This window comes from Eubacterium sp. BIOML-A2, assembly GCF_009680135.1.
In the GTDB taxonomy this organism is placed as follows: domain Bacteria; phylum Bacillota; class Clostridia; order Lachnospirales; family Lachnospiraceae; genus Faecalicatena; species Faecalicatena contortus_B.
The window spans coordinates 1-16,231 of the sequence record NZ_WKZK01000018.1 but is presented as its reverse complement, the minus strand read 5'-3'; the positions used below and the strand labels follow the sequence as shown (position 1 = coordinate 16,231).

12 protein-coding genes, 1 other RNA gene and 1 other annotated feature are annotated in these 16,231 nt (G+C 46.5%); of the genes, 1 reads left to right on the top strand and 12 read right to left on the bottom strand.

Features of this window, described 5'->3' with window-relative positions:
• Positions 1-3 precede the first annotated feature (3 nt).
• The 4 genes from pheT to ssrS form a co-directional block, all read right to left on the bottom strand.
• On the bottom strand, positions 4-2,421 hold the full coding sequence (gene pheT / locus GKG43_RS08540) for a phenylalanine--tRNA ligase subunit beta (protein ID WP_129878975.1): 2,418 nt from the start codon (positions 2,419-2,421) through the stop codon (positions 4-6).
• 64 nt (positions 2,422-2,485) lie between these two features.
• Positions 2,486-3,505: a phenylalanine--tRNA ligase subunit alpha gene (gene pheS, locus GKG43_RS08535; RefSeq protein ID WP_129878974.1), complete on the bottom strand. Its 1,020-nt coding sequence runs from the start codon at positions 3,503-3,505 to the stop codon at positions 2,486-2,488.
• 234 nt (positions 3,506-3,739) lie between these two features.
• Positions 3,740-3,966 (bottom strand) — a binding site (T-box leader).
• A 77-nt stretch (positions 3,967-4,043) separates the two neighbouring features.
• Positions 4,044-4,904: a YihY/virulence factor BrkB family protein gene (locus tag GKG43_RS08530; protein WP_129878973.1), complete on the bottom strand. Its 861-nt coding sequence runs from the start codon at positions 4,902-4,904 to the stop codon at positions 4,044-4,046.
• Positions 4,905-5,109: 205 nt separating this feature from the next.
• Positions 5,110-5,288, bottom strand: a non-coding RNA gene (ssrS, locus tag GKG43_RS08525) — 6S RNA.
• Positions 5,289-5,450: 162 nt separating this feature from the next.
• Here ssrS and GKG43_RS08520 point away from each other — a divergent pair.
• Positions 5,451-6,233: an EFR1 family ferrodoxin gene (locus tag GKG43_RS08520; protein WP_129878972.1), complete on the top strand. Its 783-nt coding sequence runs from the start codon at positions 5,451-5,453 to the stop codon at positions 6,231-6,233.
• A gap of 322 nt (positions 6,234-6,555) precedes the next feature.
• On the opposite strand, the gene GKG43_RS08515 is transcribed toward GKG43_RS08520, so the two are convergent.
• From GKG43_RS08515 to leuC, 8 genes are all read right to left on the bottom strand, one after another.
• Positions 6,556-8,247 carry a phosphoenolpyruvate carboxykinase (ATP) gene (locus GKG43_RS08515; protein WP_129878971.1) on the bottom strand — a complete coding sequence of 564 codons (1,692 nt, stop codon included), beginning with the start codon at positions 8,245-8,247 and terminating at the stop codon, positions 6,556-6,558.
• A gap of 258 nt (positions 8,248-8,505) precedes the next feature.
• A complete protein-coding gene (locus tag GKG43_RS08510; RefSeq protein WP_129878970.1) occupies positions 8,506-8,853 on the bottom strand; it encodes a hypothetical protein in 348 nt (115 codons plus the stop codon).
• Positions 8,854-8,856: 3 nt separating this feature from the next.
• The gene (gene thrC, locus GKG43_RS08505) at positions 8,857-10,350 is read right to left on the bottom strand and encodes a threonine synthase (protein ID WP_129878969.1); all 1,494 of its coding nucleotides are present in this window, start codon (positions 10,348-10,350) and stop codon (positions 8,857-8,859) included.
• 68 nt (positions 10,351-10,418) lie between these two features.
• Entirely contained in the window at positions 10,419-11,717 is a 1,299-nt protein-coding gene (locus tag GKG43_RS08500; RefSeq protein WP_129878968.1) for a Na+/H+ antiporter NhaC family protein, read from the bottom strand.
• A gap of 17 nt (positions 11,718-11,734) precedes the next feature.
• Positions 11,735-12,535 (bottom strand): helix-turn-helix domain-containing protein, encoded by an 801-nt coding sequence (locus GKG43_RS08495; protein ID WP_044927229.1) that lies wholly within the window; start codon positions 12,533-12,535, stop codon positions 11,735-11,737.
• Between the two features lie 180 nt (positions 12,536-12,715).
• Positions 12,716-13,702 (bottom strand): ornithine cyclodeaminase family protein, encoded by a 987-nt coding sequence (locus GKG43_RS08490; protein WP_117440784.1) that lies wholly within the window; start codon positions 13,700-13,702, stop codon positions 12,716-12,718.
• Positions 13,703-14,163: 461 nt separating this feature from the next.
• Positions 14,164-14,649, bottom strand: a complete 486-nt coding sequence (gene leuD / locus GKG43_RS08485) for a 3-isopropylmalate dehydratase small subunit (protein ID WP_025657049.1) — start codon at positions 14,647-14,649, stop codon at positions 14,164-14,166.
• On the bottom strand, positions 14,649-15,923 hold the full coding sequence (gene leuC / locus GKG43_RS08480; RefSeq protein ID WP_025657048.1) for a 3-isopropylmalate dehydratase large subunit: 1,275 nt from the start codon (positions 15,921-15,923) through the stop codon (positions 14,649-14,651). The genes leuD and leuC overlap by 1 nt, the downstream gene beginning before the upstream one ends.
• Between the last annotated feature and the right edge of the window lie 308 nt (positions 15,924-16,231).

Sequence of the window (16,231 nt, the reverse complement as noted above, 5' to 3'; positions counted from 1 at the left end):
ACCTTACTGTCTCAGTTCGATTCCCATCTCCTCCAGCGCGCTCAGAATCTTCTTCATGGCTGCTGCCACATCAGATTCTTCCAGGGTCTTATCCTTTGCACGGAACACGATAGAATATGCAATTGATTTGAAACCAGGTTTAATCTGGGCTCCCTCATATAAGTCAAACAGCGCGTAACGCTCCAGATAGGAACCGCCCTTCTTCTCGATGACTTCTTCGATCTGTCCTGCCAGGATATTCTTCGGAACCACCATACTAATATCCCGGGTAACCGCAGGATACTTTGCAATTCCGTTATATTTTCTGTCAAACGTAGCATACTCCAGTATCTCCGGCATATCAATCACTGCCACATATGCACGCTCTCCGATCCCGTAATGATCGGCCACATCCGGATGTACCTCACCGAGATAGCCGACGACTCTTCCCTCGTAAATAATGTTTGCCTGACGGCCGGGATGAAGATATGGCTTCCCAGCATTCGGATCGTAAGTTTCTTTCTGTTTCATGCCGATTTTCTCAAAAAATTCTTCCACTACGCCCTTCATACTGAAAAAGTCACCGTTCCCGTACATTCCCAGTGTAAACTGCATGCGTTCCTCGGGCAGTTCTGTCAGGGGAAGCTGTTTCGGAAGATAAATATTACCCAATTCATACAGACGTACGTCTTTGTTTCTGCGGTTGTAGTTTGTTGCCAGCGAGGTCAGCATTCCGTTTAGGGATGTTGTGCGCATGACACTGTAATCCTCCCCGAGTGGGTTCATGATCTCTACTGTATTTCTGAGTACAGAATCTGCCGGCAGCAATAATTTATCAAATACTTTCGGACTTTCAAAGGAATAACTCATGCCCTGGCTGAAACCACAGAACTCTGCAATATCTCTTGCCACTTCTTCCACCTTAAGCTTAAAGGAGAGCTTTCCTGCCGTTGCTTCCCCGCTGGGCAAAGTCGTTGGGATATTGTCATATCCGTAGAACCTGGCAACTTCCTCTGCCAGATCTGCCAGGCAGAACAAATCATGGCGGAAGGTCGGCGCAATCACTTCTTTTGCTGCGGCATCATATTCCAAGCCGATTTTCTCAAAATAACCGAGCATTTCTGCTTCTGTTATCTCTGTTCCCAGCAGTGCATTGATCTTTGCAGCGTCAAAAGGCACTCTGACCGGTTCTTTTACTTTCCCATATACGTCTACGGTTCCGCCCACTACTTCTCCTGCGCCCATCTCTTCTACCAGCTGGCAGGCACGGTCAATTGCAGCTTTTGCATTGTTCGGGTCCAGGCCCTTTTCAAACTTGCCGGATGCATCCGTACGCAGTCCTACTCTCTTGCTGGACTTCCGGATATTTACCCCGTCAAAGCAGGCAGCCTCAAACAGCATCGTCTGTACATCGTCTGTAATCATAGAGTTTTCTCCGCCCATGATTCCCGCGATGCCGATCTCTTTCTCGCCGTCGCAGATCATCAGCACTTCTTTGTCCAGCTTTCTTTCCTGCCCGTCAAGGGTGGTAAACTTATCCCCATCCTGTGCGGTCTTAACGACAATCTGTCGTCCCGCAATGGTGTCCAGGTCATAGGCATGCATCGGCTGGCCGTACTCTTCCATTACATAGTTCGTAATATCGACCAGATTATTGATCGGACGGATTCCCACAGATGCCAGCCTTCTCTGCATCCATTCCGGTGATGGGCCGATCTTAATATTTTTCACAACTCTAGCACAGTAACGCGGACAGAGGTCTGTATTTTCCACGCTTACCTTAATATAATCGTTGACATCCTCTTCGTTTCCTGTCTCTTTTACAACAGGAGGATGGAATTCCCTGCGAAATGTAGCCGCAGCTTCTCTTGCAATGCCAATAACGCTGTAGCAGTCCACTCTGTTTGATGTCACCTCATACTCGAAAACCACATCATTGAGGCCCAATGCCTCCACCGCACTGGCTCCAATCTCCGCATCCTCCGGCAGAATATAGATACCGCTTTCAGGAGCATCGGGATACATTTCCTTCGTAGAACCCAGCTCCTCAATGGAGCACATCATCCCGCAGCTCTCCACACCGCGGAGTTTGCCCTTTTTAATCTTGATTCCTCCCGGAGTCTTTGAACCGTCATGTCCTCCGGCAACACGCCCGCCGTCCAGCACAATCGGAACCTTATTCCCCTCGTGGACATTGTCCGCACCGGTAACAATCTGTAACATTTGGTTTCCTACATTCACCTGGCAGACGATTAATTTATCTGCGTCCGGATGTCTTTCAATTTTATCGATCTGTCCGATCACAATCTTGTCCAGATCCGCATCCAGCACTTCATAGCCTTCTACCTTTGTTCCGGACAATGTCATTGCATCTGTATACTCCTGCGCAGTTACATCCAGATCAGGAACATACGCTTTAATCCATGATAATGAAGTATTCAATCTTATTTCCTCTCTTTCTGCTTATTCATATTATCCAATATACTTTCCATACCCGCCGGCTGTTCTAGAACTGTTTCAGGAAACGGATGTCATTCTCGTACAGCAGCCTCATATCGTCGATTTCATATTTTAACAGGGCAATACGCTCCAGTCCCATGCCAAATGCAAAGCCGGAATATTCTTCCGGGTCAATACCGCACATTTCCAGAACATGCGGATGTACCGCCCCACAGCCGAGAATCTCAATCCACCCGCTGCCTTTGCAGAATCTGCATCCCTTGCCGCCGCATTTGAAGCAGCTCACATCCACTTCGGCGCTCGGCTCTGTGAATGGGAAATGGTGCGGACGGAATTTGGTCTTTGTTTCCGGTCCGAATAATTCTTTTGCAAATACCTCCAGCGTGCCCTTTAAATCGGCGAAGGAAATGTTTTTATCAATGACAAGCCCCTCAACCTGGTGGAAGGATGGAGAATGTGTCGCATCCACTTCATCAGACCGGAATACCCTGCCCGGTGCAATCATGCGGATCGGCAGTTTCCCCTGTTCCATCACACGCGCCTGTACTGGAGAAGTCTGGGTACGCAGCACAATATCTTTATTGATATAGAAGGTATCCTGCTCGTCCTTTGCCGGATGGTCAGCCGGAATATTCAGCTTCTCGAAATTGTAAAGATCATATTCCACTTCCGGGCCTTCCACAACCTCATAGCCCATACCCACGAAAATGTTTTCCACTTCTTCCAGTGCTATTGTGTTCGGATGTCTATGGCCAACCATATTTTTCTTAGAGGGCAGTGTCACATCAATGACTTCCGCTTTCAGCCTCTCTTCTCTCAGAATACGTTCCATCTTTGTTTTGGACTCTTCCAGCACGGCCTCAATCGCCGCTCTCGTCTCATTCACAAGCTGCCCTACCTTCGGCCTGTCCTCTGGCGCTACATCTTTCATTCCCTTCAGGACAGAGGTCAGCTCCCCCTTCTTTCCAAGGAATTTAACCCGCACATCATTCAATTTCTCTGGAACATCCGATGCCTGAATCTGTGCAATCGCTTCTTCTTTGATTCGCTCCAATCTCTCTTTCATTTAGCATTCTCCTTTCTTAGCGGACGCAGCAGCCTCTCATAAGCTGCGTCTCAGACAGCGCTTCACCTGTATCTCTTTTTAATAAAACATCCCAAAATCATTAGGGTATCCCGCCCGAAGGGCTTTGGCGCCGCCATGCCTCTTTGCGGCTATATACCATATGGCGGCGTGTGCATCCTCCCGGAGGGTTTTATGATATAGGATTTTCCTATATCATAAAAAAACTCCGTCCCTGAAAGGGACGAAGTTCTACACTCGCGGTACCACCCTAATTCCCGCAGTATTCCTGCAGGCTCTTAGCTTTGTGTAACGTACAACATACGGCATTCTCTACTATTGGTTCAAGAATGCAGCTATCGTGGGAATTTCGATTGCCATCTGAACTAAAGAAAACTTGCAGCCAGTGATTTTCTCTCTCTGATAGAAAATGGTTCTCTACTATACACGGTTATCGCTTTTTTTTATTCTGATATATCTTGTATTATATCGGATTTACTTTATAATTGTATCACAAGGTTTTTTATTGTCAAGGATTTTCTTATTTTCTCATTCTGTCCCCTTTTCTCTCCTCCAGGCCTTCCAGCAGGGCATTCAGTTCTCCGCCAAGCAGGATGACATACATGCAGACATACAGCCACAGCATGATCAGTATAATTGTTGTAAGGCTGCCGTACATACTGGAAAATCCGGTAAAAATATCCAGATAAACGGAAAATATAAAGGAAATTAACAGCCATCCGCAGGAAGTAAAGACCGCACCCGGGAGCTGCTGTTTCATAGTTGTCTTGGACAGGTTCGTCCGGTTCGGAAGGTACTTATAGACCATATCCCAGAATAAAGTCAGAACTACCAGAGTCAGCAGCGTTCTGATACGAATCAGAAAATCCATAATCGTCGTCAGTACCGGCACATGCTTATATACAATGATACTAATACTGTTGCCGAACACAGAAAGTGACAGAGATAATACGATCGCCAGTATGAATATAACTGTGTAAAAGGAAGCACGCAGCCTCAGATAAAAATAATTTCTGGTCTCAGTATTTTCATAAATCAGATTCATACCCGATGTCATCGCGAGCACGCCCTTCCCTGCAGACCACAGAGCTACGATTATGGTCACTGGGATGATCGTGCTGGACTGCCGGTACACCTGATCCACGATGGAGGAGATCAGCCCTTCCACAGACGTTGGAAATACCTGAGTTACTGCAGCCATCACATCCTGCCGTGTTACCGGTGTAAACTGTACCATTGTCAGAAGCAGCAGTATAATAGGTATTAAAGACAGCACGAAAAAGTATGCCGCCTGCGCCGCATACGCCCCTGTATGGTGTGAACCCAATATAGAAGCCAGTCTATTAATTTTTCGTGTAATGCTTTTCACTCTTCCCTTCATCCTGTTCTCCTGCCTATCCTATTAATAAACTTTTCAAATCATACCATAAAGAAGGAATTTATTCAAGCTCAAGAGCTCTGAATCCCCTATTTCACGGCATTACCCTATATTCTATTAGAATCAGTATAACCGCTTTCATACCCATATATGAAGCTGGACAAAGAAAAAGACAGCTGCACGCTGACAGCTGTCTTTATCTTTAGTAAGTTTCCCCAAAATGCCGGTCCTGTATTTTGACTCCTAGCCGCAGCTAGGTGGGCAACCGCATCTGCTTTTCTGTCTTCCACTGCTAATCGGAGGCTTGACATATTACAGAAATATAAGAATCCCGTTTAAAGTATTGTAGGTTCAAAATAGCAGGGTTATCGAACATTCCAGGTTTTCTTTAAAAATATTATACCCCATTTATCTAAAATTTACAACTGCTATTAATGGCTATTTTTATTTCCTTTTTTTGTGATTATTTCTTATTTCGAAACCGTGCATTTTATGCTGTTATATGATATAGTTATTGGTATACTTATTTCGATAAAGGAGTCTTAATTTATGAAAATGAATGAGTTAAAGCTTGTCTATTTCAGTCCAACAGGCACAACACGAAAGGTCATCATGGAAGTTGCGAGGAATATTGATCTAAAATCCGTCTCCTTTGACCTTACAATCCACAAAGAGAAAAGAGCGCCTCTTCAGTTTAAAAAAGATGATTTTGTTTTATTTGGTATTCCTGTATACAGCGGCCGCGTACCGAAAACATTCCTGGAATACTTTGACGGCCTGAACGGGGACAGCACTCCTGCCGCACTGGTCGCTACATATGGATGCCGTGAATATGAGGATGCGCTTCTGGAGCTCAAAACAGAAGTAGAAAACCGCGGATTCAAAGTAATCGGCGCCGCCGCATTCCCTACAGAACATTCAATTGTACGCTCCGCCGGTCTCGGCCGTCCGAACAAAGCGGACATGAAAATCATTGCAGACTATGGTATTCAGCTGAACCGCCGCATCAAGAAGGAAGAATCCTTCGATCAATTTAACATCCAGGTTCCCGGTAATACGCCATACAGAAAGTACCGCCGTGCCCCGCTCCATCCAAAAGTAGACGTAAACCGCTGTACCGAATGCGGCGCCTGTGCCAAGTCCTGTCCGGCAGGTGCAATATCAGCCGAGAGCCCCAAAAAGATAAACAAAAAGAAATGCATCACCTGCCATAAGTGCATCCGTATCTGTAAACAAAAGGCGCGTTATCTCGGCAACTTAAAAACAAAAATGGCTTTCAAAAAAATGAACAAAATCTGCCAGAACGATAAGGCGGCTGAGGTATTCTTGTAAGAGCAGGAGGGACGCCTGACGTGGAACGGGACGGGGGGATTGCGGTTTTTCCTGCCGGCTGGATGAGCCAGCCAAGCGGGCTGTAAGGCGCGGGGCTTCCTGCCTGTAAGGTCGGTTTAAAACTTCCGTATAGCGGACGACTAGAAGATCTAACAGAGCCAGAGGCGCCCAGAAGGGATGTTCCCTTCTGGGCGCCTCTGGCTCTGTTAGATCTTCTTCGTTAAGCGGTCAGGATTTTAAACTGACCTTACAGGCAGGAAGCCTCGCGCCTTACAGTCCGCTTGGCGTCCTCCCATCCATTCCCAAGCCAAAAGCCCGCGAACTAGTTTAATTCATCTACTACTTTCTGGATTGCTGCGAGTGCATCATCCGGAAGTTTATCATATCCTTCTTTCGCTGTCTCGAAAGCTTTGATCTCGTTGACACGGTCGTTCATACGAGCTTTCAGCTGTCCGACATATTCCGGATCATTCATATCCGGTACAAAGCCTTCCCAGTCGAGAATCTCGATGTCTGAGAACGGTCCCCATTTGTGGAAGTCTGCTTTTTTCTCTACGATTGCTTCCAGAATTCCAAGGGTGTCTTTTGGCTGTACCTTCTTGCCCATGAAATCACCTGTGTTGATGATGTAGCAGTCTACGTTCTTTTCTTCAACCAATTTTTTGAACTTCTCGTAGTCGTTAGCCAGCGGATAGGTTCTGAATGGGTTTGCATATGGCACTACTACCAGTTTGTTCGGGTCTACGCCAGGAGCAAGTCTCTCAGCTGTAGATCTCTTTGTTGCAAGTGTAGCTCCCATTACGGATGCAAGGGAAGCTCCTTTTAATTTAACTACCGGCGGAATGGTAGGATCTTTCATGATCCAGAAGATTGCGTTAACAGGAGCCTCGATCTTATCCACACGGTTTGGTGACCATAATTTGGATTTGATAGCACGTCCGTTACCATTTCTTACGTCTTCTGTTACTAACTGTACTTTTCCGTCTTCGTCAAGTGTAGCGGAACAGTTCTGCGCTGTCAGCAGATACTTGTTGTCTTCGCATCCTGTCGGGTAATCCTGTGTCTTGTCAAAGTAGGTCGGCTCGATGGCAATAGATGCGCATGTATCTGTGTTGATGATAAAAGCGTCATCGTGAAGAACTTTGATATCGTACTTTCCGTCATGTTTTGCATGTGTGATTGTAGATTTACCCGATCCGGACAGACCGTATACGGATGCAACGTACTTGCTTCCGTCAGCCAATGTGTATTCTTTTTGTCCGCCATGGCAGGAAGCATATCCGTTGCGGTTTGCAATCGCCCATACCATCGTAAGTGTTCCTTTTTTGTGCTCTCCGAAGTATCTCATACCAAGGATGCATGCACAGTTTGTATCTGTGTTGAAATAGCACAGTGTCTGAGGATCGCTCAGGCAGCTGTAATCAACTCCCGGATGAGCAACCGGTGTCCACTGCGGATCGGAGAAAATATAGATGTCTGGTTCTTTTCCATCGCCAACTGGAACAGATTCTTTATACATCTTTACATAATCATCTGACATATACTGGAAGTTCAGCATCCAGGAATACATGATGTTCTCTTCGCCTTCCGGAATCAGGAGGTGTACCTTAACCATGAATTCCGGGTCAAGCCCTGCATATACAGTCGCATGATACAGCTTTTTGTAACGAGCGCTGTAAATAGCATCCATAGCCACTTTGTCTAATTTGTCGCAGTCTACTCCAGGTTCTCCAGAGATGCGGCGTGCTGCGGCATAACGTCCTGTAATTGCGCCGTCGTTGAATAAAAGCACCTTAGCGTCTGCATCCAGACCAAATTCTTCACCTCTATATACGGGCATATCTGTTACGATTGTTCCCGGAGAATTCTTCGCCAGATTATATGCCTCTTTTAATGTGTTAACTGGAACTACATTGTTTCCATAAAATGCTGCTTCAATAATGGATCTTGTTTTTGAAAATCCTGGTTTGCCCTTTCCAATTTCACTAATTGGATAATATGCTTTTGTTGACATAGTGTAATTTCCTCCTTCAAATCGAAATTTGTTCTATTATCTCATGTTCGTTATAAAAAGTCAACAGTTTTATTGAAAGACATATCTGTCTCAGTTTCATTTATCACCGCTTTTTCGGGTAAAAGCATATAAAAAAGCGCAAAAATGCAAGAATCCATATTGCATCCTGCATTTTCGCACTGAATATATATCTTTTTATTGATATTTTATATCTTTTTATCCGTATTTTTGCAACTTCCTCGTTAAATGTTTCACTAACTACTCAAAGTATTTCTTTTTCAGCTTGGTTGTAAATACCATATACCAGATCAGTACAATAAGAAATACAACCATAGCAATCAGATCCAAAACTTTCATAGGGAATATAAAGTAATGGATTGCATCCACCGCTCCATACAGGGTTGTGAAAATGCCAAATACCAGAACAGCGGGGAGCGCTTTTTGAATAAACTCCTCTTTGTTGCTGCACATCTGTTCCGTGATTCCCTTGCCAAGCAGCAGGATTTCATTAATGTGTCCTTCCTTTTTCATTTTCACATAGGCGTACAGCCCATAGATGCCACATCCAAATATCAGGAGGCTGAGCGCCCCAAACATATCTTCCATATATTACACCTCTACTCCCAGGATCTCTTTTACGGTATCCTTCATCTTATCTGCGTCGCACTCTCTTGTGTGCAGAATCTCTGCGTTGCGGATTTCTTCGATTGCATTCGGCACATCAACCTGTGATACTTTCTCTAGTTCATCAATCAGTGCGAACTCATCAAGGGCGTCATACTCCTGGTCGATCGCTGTCATAACGCTTCTTGCAAACTTATATGGACTTGCAGTAGATGCGATCAGCGCTTTTCTACTGTCTTTGCTCTCCTCCCGGTATGCTTTGCACACATGGGCTGCTACCGCCGTATGTGTATCCATCACATAACCAGTGGATCGGTACGTATCACGGATGGCTGCCTTTGTTTCCTCTTCGTCTGCAAAACCACCGATAAAATCAGCCAGTTTTTCTTTCATGTCCGGCGTTATCTCGTATGCCCCCTCTGTCTTCAGCTGCTGCATAAGAGCGGCATTTTTCCCTGCATCCTGGCCTGCAATCGTGTAAATCAGGCGCTCCAGATTGCTGGAAATAAGTATATCCATAGAGGGGGACGAGGTCAGCACAAATTCGCGGTTCCTGTCGTATCTGCCTGTCTTGAAGAAATCAAACAGTACTTTATTTTCATTGGATGCACAGATCAGCTTCTCAATCGGTACCCCCAACTGTTTTGCATAATATGCAGCAAGTATATTGCCAAAGTTCCCCGTAGGCACTGTAACATTGATCTTTTCTCCCGCTTCAATCTCTTGGTTCTGCAGAAGTTTTGCATATGCGTACACATAATACACAACCTGAGGCACCAGTCTGCCGATATTAATAGAGTTAGCAGAGGAGAACTGATATCCGGAATCAGCCAGTTCTTTTTCCAGCTCCCGATCCTCGAACAGAGCCTTCACTCCGCTCTGGGCATTATCAAAATTGCCGTGGATGGCAACTACAGAAGTATTCTTTCCTTTCTGTGTCACCATCTGCAGTTCCTGTACCCTGCTCACACCGTCCTTTGGATAAAATACAATAATCTTCGTACCAGGAACATCCGCAAATCCCGCCAGGGCAGCCTTCCCCGTATCCCCGGAGGTTGCCGTCAGAATGACGATATCCTTTGTTACGTGGTTTTTCCTGGCTGCAGTTGTCAGCAGGTGCGGCAGAATGGAAAGCGCCATATCCTTAAACGCAATGGTAGCTCCGTGGAAAAGTTCCAGGTGATAAGTATCCCCCACCTTGACCAGCGGCGCAATTACTTCTGTGTCAAACTTCTCGTCATATGCGCAATTAATACAGTGCTTCAGTTCTTCTTCGGAAAAATCAGTTAAAAACTGCTTCATTACCGCATAGGCAGTCTCCTGATAGGTCATATCCTTCAAGTCGTCCATTGTTACATCCAGTTTTGGAATGCTCTCCGGCACAAACAGACCGCCGTCCTCGGCCAGTCCCTTCAGAATTGCTTCGGAAGCGGTCGCTGTATTGTTGGCATCCCTTGTACTTTTGTATAATAGATTCATTCTCTTACCCTCTTTTTCTTTCTTCGCTGTGTTACTGCACTGCATTATATCATATGTTTTAGTTTTAATCAATTTTGTTTGCGAAATATAATAAACAGAATTCCGCTCGCTGCCATCAGCATGGGATAAAACAGGTATGGAGTGATATCGAACGGTGTAAGGCCGGTCAGGGTTGCAGCCGACAGCATCTGTGCGCCGTAAGGAATCATCCCCTGCCCCACCGAGGTAAACATATCAAGCAGGGAGGCCGAACGTTTTGGGGCGATCTCATATTCATCACTGATTTCCTTTGCAATCGGCCCTGCCATAACAATTGCCACCGTATTATTAGCCGTACACAGATCCACAAACAGTGCGAGCAGCGCAATGCCAAGCTCCGCGCCCCGTTTTCCTCTGATCCTGCTCTTAATCAGCCTTAGTATAAAATGAATCCCGCCGTATTCTTTTACAAGAGCCACAATGCAGGCAACAATAATAGAGATTACCGTAATGTCATACATGGATGTCACGCCGTCTCCGACCACATTAAACAGATCGGCTACCGCTATACTGCCTGTTGCAACACCCACAAGCAGCGAGATTACCGTACCGCCGATCAAAACCAGAAATACATTGATTCCAATCAGCGCACCCACCAGTACCAATATATAAGGAAGCACCTTCCAAAGGTTATACTCCATGATTGTAGTGCTGCTCAGACGTACATCTCTGGTAATAATCAGAAAAATAATAATTGTAATAACAGCAGCCGGAAGCACCAGCAGAAAGTTCGCTTTAAACTTGTCCTTCATCTCGCATCCCTGAGTCTTTACTGCCGCAATGGTCGTGTCCGAGATCATGGATAAGTTGTCTCCGAACATGGCGCCGCAGACAACCGCACCGATACAGATTGCCAGAGAGGATCCTGTCTTTTCCGAGATTCCGATTGCAATCGGCGCCAGCGCGGCAATCGTCCCCATGGAAGTTCCCATAGAAATCGAGATAAAGCAGCCAATCACAAACAGACCAACCACGGCAAATCTTGCCGGAAGAATGGAGAGCCCGAAATTAACCGTGCTCTCCACGCCGCCTGCCGCCGTCACAGCACCGGAGAATCCACCGGCACATAAAAAGATCAGGCTCATTGTGATAATGTTCTCGTCTCCCGCCCCTGATGCAATAATTTTTATCTTTTCCCCAAAAGTCACTGTTTTATTCTGCATAAATGCCACAAACAACGCTATCAAAAAGCCTACGATTGCGGGCATCGCGTAAAAATCTTTGGTCATTATTCCCGCGCCCAGAAATATAACCAGGAATACGGCAATGGGCAGCAGCGCCACAGCCCTTCCATTGTCTGCCTCTGTTTTTGTATTTTCCTGTCTCATTCCATACCCTCTCTTAATCAAAATATTTCCCGTAAACTTCGGATATCTATCCCCAGTTCCTCTTGTCTCTGGCTTATATATATATCTGCCCCTTTATAACAATACAGGTCATGCCGGACACATTCCGCCGCCATGGCAACCATAGGCTTTGATTTTGTCCAGATGACCTCGGACACAGCATCGCTGACGATCTGGCCGAATACAGCCTCCTTTTTATCGGAAACCAAGGTCAGAAAACGCCCTCCCATCTCCTCTTTCTTTTCTTCCAGCATTCCATGCCTGCAGCAGTGGTCCAGCGGTACTTCGTCCTGCGCTTCTCCAAAGTAAACGATTCCCAGACGGATTCCCTTTTTCTCCAGTTCCTGTATCTCTTCCAGTATCTTTGGCAGATCCTCTGCCCAGATCTGCAGCAGCAGTTCCGAACGTGTATCCTTCAGAATGCTTCGGCATACTGCGATCACATTATCATACTCCCGTATATGCCAGAATCTGTCCAAATCCGTCTCCGCCCTGTAATCATGCAGCAGCTCCTCAAGCTTATTCAGGATCTTATCCGTCTCATCCCTGACCCTGCCTGAAATCTCTTCAAACGGCACTGCCGCGTAACGATTTGAACACTCCTCCTCAGAATACAGTATAAATCCTTTCATGACAAGAGATTCGAGCACATTATAAATTTTCGAACGGGGAACCGCTGAATACTTACTTGCCTCATATCCTGTCATGCCCCCATTTCTTAGCAAAACAAGGTATACCTTCGCCTCCGAATCTGTAAATCCAATTTTATTTAACAGATAAACTCTGTCATCCTGCAGCATTTTTCTCTCCTTTTATTGCGGCCTCTTCACACAGCCGCATCGCCCCACCTTGCTCTGCCTGTCTGCCTGTTCCTGCAGATAGATTCGGGCATACCTTACGCCTCTTCAGCGGCGGGTATGCCATTCTTACCGCTCTCCTTTCCCAATCTTTTTCCAGGCTGTTGCACACCTTCGCTGCTCCTATGCCAGGAATGTCCCTACTCCGGCCGCAACCGCCTTATCATATATCTTTTTTGCTGTTACCAGATCCTGCGTTCCGATTCCGACCGTCTTAAAAACGATAATATCTTCCTCAGATCTGCGGCCTTCTATATCCCCCAAAAGCACATCGCCCAGGTCACCGGTAAAATCATCCTCTGTGATCAGCCCTGTTTCCAGAGGTATAATAATATCCCCCGCCTCCGACAGCACTGCCTTTCTCGAATCAAAATAGATACCGGATGCCCGTTTCAGCACGACCGGATCCATCTCCTGCATATGAGGCTGGTTAGAGCCGACACAGCTGACAGTGGCCCCCTTCTTCACCTTGCTGCCATCGAATACCGGAGCCACAGAAGGAGTTGCGCTAATCAGCAGATCCGCATCCTCCACGGCATCATCCGAGCTTTCAGCCGCCAGAATCTGTGCTCCGTAATCCCCCAGCTCCCGATTCATCTTCTCCACAAATGCCCAAAGCCTTTCTTTATCCTGATCAAATACCTTAACCTGATCCAAATCTCTCACTGTCAGCATTGCCTCCAGCTGCGTGGCCGCATGTCCGCCGGTTCCGATCAGAGCTCCCTTTTCACATTTTTTATTTGCCAGCACATCAAAAGCTGCACCGGAAGCTGCGCCCGTGCGGAGTTCATTTACATAATGCCCGTCCAGCACGGAAACAACCATTCCATTCGTAGAATCAATCAATATAACCTGAGCCGGTGATGGCGGCATTCCCTTTTCACCATTTTCTGGTGTTACGTTAACGACCTTGAGGCACCCCATATCCATCTCCTCCACAAAAGACGGCGTATACATCATAGATCCTCCATGTTCCGGTGCATGTATATTTGCGTGCCCCGGCGCCTCGCCCTTCCCGGCGGAAAAAAGGCGGAAAGACTCCTTCACCGCTTCCACGGCATCCCGCATTGTGAATACCTCTTTCATATCCTCCTTAGACAATAGCAGCATCTTGCTTCCTCCTAAAATAAAAATTCCTTCCCCCCATATCCGTAGTATCCCCCTTTGGTGACTATTATTATCATTATAGGCAGGAAGTCGAAATTTGTCAATTAGGAGCGGAGGTCGCCTGTGTGTAGGGAGAGCTGCGGGGCGGGTGCCTCCCGGGGTAAGCGTTTTCTTCTGCCTGGATGCGTCCAGCCGCCGGAACGGATATAGGGATGTCTGGAAGCGTCTTACTGTTGTTAGCCGGAGTTAAGTAAAATAGAAGGAAACCCGGGGTGAATCTTTTGATACCGAATCAAAAGATTCCCTGGCCTCAGCATGCGAAGTCATCGGGCTTCGGATGATGTGGCCAGGTTACCCCGGTTTTCCTTCTATTTTACTTTATTCCGGCTTACAGCAGTAACCCGTTTCCAGACATCCCTATATCCGGCTCCGGCGGCGGCCCCCTCCTCAAGCACCGCCCGCCCCTACTTACTGTTCGTGTAGTTTACAAGGCCTCCGGCTGCGATTAGTTTCTGCATGAATTCCGGAAATGGCTGTCCCTGGAATTCTGTGCCTTTTGTTCGGTTATAGATCTTTCCGCTGTCAAAGTCTACCTCGACTTCGTCTCCGGCGTCTATATTTTTTGCAGCTTCCGGGCATTCAATGATCGGAAGTCCGATGTTGATTGCGTTGCGGTAGAAGATTCTGGCAAATGTTTCTGCGATTACACAGCTTACCCCTGCAGTTTTTAAGCAGAGCGGCGCATGCTCTCTGGAGGAGCCGCAGCCGAAGTTTTTATTTGCCACAATCAGGTCTCCCGGCTGTACCTTGTTTACGAACTCCGGGTCAATGTCAGCCATCGCGTGGCTTGCCAGTTCCTGTGCATCAAAGGAGTTCAGATATCTTGCCGGTATAATTACGTCTGTATCTACGTTATCCCCATATTTAAAAACGTGTCCCAATGCTTTCATTATTTGTCACCTACTTTCTCAGGATTTGCAATATATCCTGCGATTGCACTTGCGGCAGCCACTTCTGGGGAAGCCAGATAAATCAGGGATTCCACATGTCCCATACGGCCTACAAAGTTACGGTTCGTTGTTGAAACGCACTTTTCCCCTGCTGCCATTACCCCCATGTGTCCGCCCATGCAGGGCCCGCAGCTTGGTGTATTCACCGCACATCCTGCATCTACAAAAATATCCAGAAGTCCCTCTGCCATGCATTGTTTATATATCTTCTGTGTTGCAGGAATTACCATGACACGCACATCCGGATGAACCTCACGGCCTTTCAGAATTGCCGCGGCTTTGCGCATATCCTCCATCCTTCCGTTTGTACAGGAACCAATGACAACCTGGTCGATCTTGATTGGCTCCATAGCTTCTATCTCGTCAATGGTCTTCGCATTGCCCGGAAGATGCGGAAATGCCACGGTCGGACGCACCTCTGACAGATTGATCTCAATTACTTCATCATAATCGGCATCCTCATCTGCTTCATAAATCTTATATTCCTTCACGGAATGCTCTTTTATATAAGCCTGCACCTTCTCATCCACCGGGAAAATCCCGTTCTTTGCCCCTGCCTCGATCGCCATATTCGCCATCGTAAAACGGTCATCCATAGAAAGTTCCTTCAGGCCGTCCCCTGTAAATTCCATAGATTTATAGAGAGCGCCGTCTACACCGATCTTTCCGATAATATGAATAATAATATCCTTACCGCTCACAAAAGCCCCCGGCTTACCGGTCAGAACAAACTTTATTGCACTTGGCACCTTAAACCACAATTCCCCTGTAGCCATCCCCGTTGCAATATCCGTCGTGCCCACGCCCGTTGAAAATGCCCCAAGAGCGCCATATGTACAGGTATGGGAGTCCGCACCGATGATACATTCACCTGCGGTCACAACACCAGCCTCCGGTAGAATTGCATGTTCCACCCCTGATTTTCCCTGCTCAAAATACCACTTCAGCCCCTGGTCCTTAGCAAACTCACGGATAGACTTAGAGTTCTCCGCCGACTTAATATCTTTATTCGGCGTAAAATGATCCGGAACCAATACAACCTTATCTTTATCAAAAACCCTCTCCGCCATTTCCTTGAAAATAGGCAGAGCCATAGGTCCGGTAATATCATTCGCCATTACCACATCCAGTTTCGCCTCTATCAGCTGCCCGGCCACAACAGAATCAAGCCCCGCATGAGCCGCCAGAATCTTCTGCGTCATAGTCATTCCCATCACAACAACCTCCTCTTTCTAATAAATTCTACCTGTCATTTTATCATAATAAAGCGTCAAAGAAAAGATGAGATCTTATCCTTTTTCCAATCCAGCCCCCGACCACTTCCCCATAATTCCGCGCCATTTCCTCATCCCCTCTTCTCATATGCCCACATCATTCACTAACTTCTATCCCTTCCATAATACACTTCCTTATATATCAGCTTCCTCGTAAGGCCCCATACTGCATGTCCAGTTTCAGGACATAGGTAAGTAAAAAGTTTCAGGACATAGGTAAGTCCAAATGTTAAACTATACAGAAATAA

Coding starts and splice junctions, on each gene's coding strand:
- pheS (WP_129878974.1), bottom strand. CDS start 3,505: ATGAAAGAGAGATTGGAGCGAATCAAAGAAGAAGCGATTGCACAGATT.
- GKG43_RS08530 (WP_129878973.1), bottom strand. CDS start 4,904: ATGAAGGGAAGAGTGAAAAGCATTACACGAAAAATTAATAGACTGGCT.
- GKG43_RS08520 (WP_129878972.1), top strand. CDS start 5,451: ATGAAAATGAATGAGTTAAAGCTTGTCTATTTCAGTCCAACAGGCACA.
- GKG43_RS08515 (WP_129878971.1), bottom strand. CDS start 8,247: ATGTCAACAAAAGCATATTATCCAATTAGTGAAATTGGAAAGGGCAAA.
- GKG43_RS08510 (WP_129878970.1), bottom strand. CDS start 8,853: ATGGAAGATATGTTTGGGGCGCTCAGCCTCCTGATATTTGGATGTGGC.
- thrC (WP_129878969.1), bottom strand. CDS start 10,350: ATGAATCTATTATACAAAAGTACAAGGGATGCCAACAATACAGCGACC.
- GKG43_RS08500 (WP_129878968.1), bottom strand. CDS start 11,717: ATGAGACAGGAAAATACAAAAACAGAGGCAGACAATGGAAGGGCTGTG.
- GKG43_RS08495 (WP_044927229.1), bottom strand. CDS start 12,535: ATGCTGCAGGATGACAGAGTTTATCTGTTAAATAAAATTGGATTTACA.
- GKG43_RS08490 (WP_117440784.1), bottom strand. CDS start 13,702: ATGCTGCTATTGTCTAAGGAGGATATGAAAGAGGTATTCACAATGCGG.
- leuD (WP_025657049.1), bottom strand. CDS start 14,649: ATGAAAGCATTGGGACACGTTTTTAAATATGGGGATAACGTAGATACA.
- leuC (WP_025657048.1), bottom strand. CDS start 15,923: ATGGGAATGACTATGACGCAGAAGATTCTGGCGGCTCATGCGGGGCTT.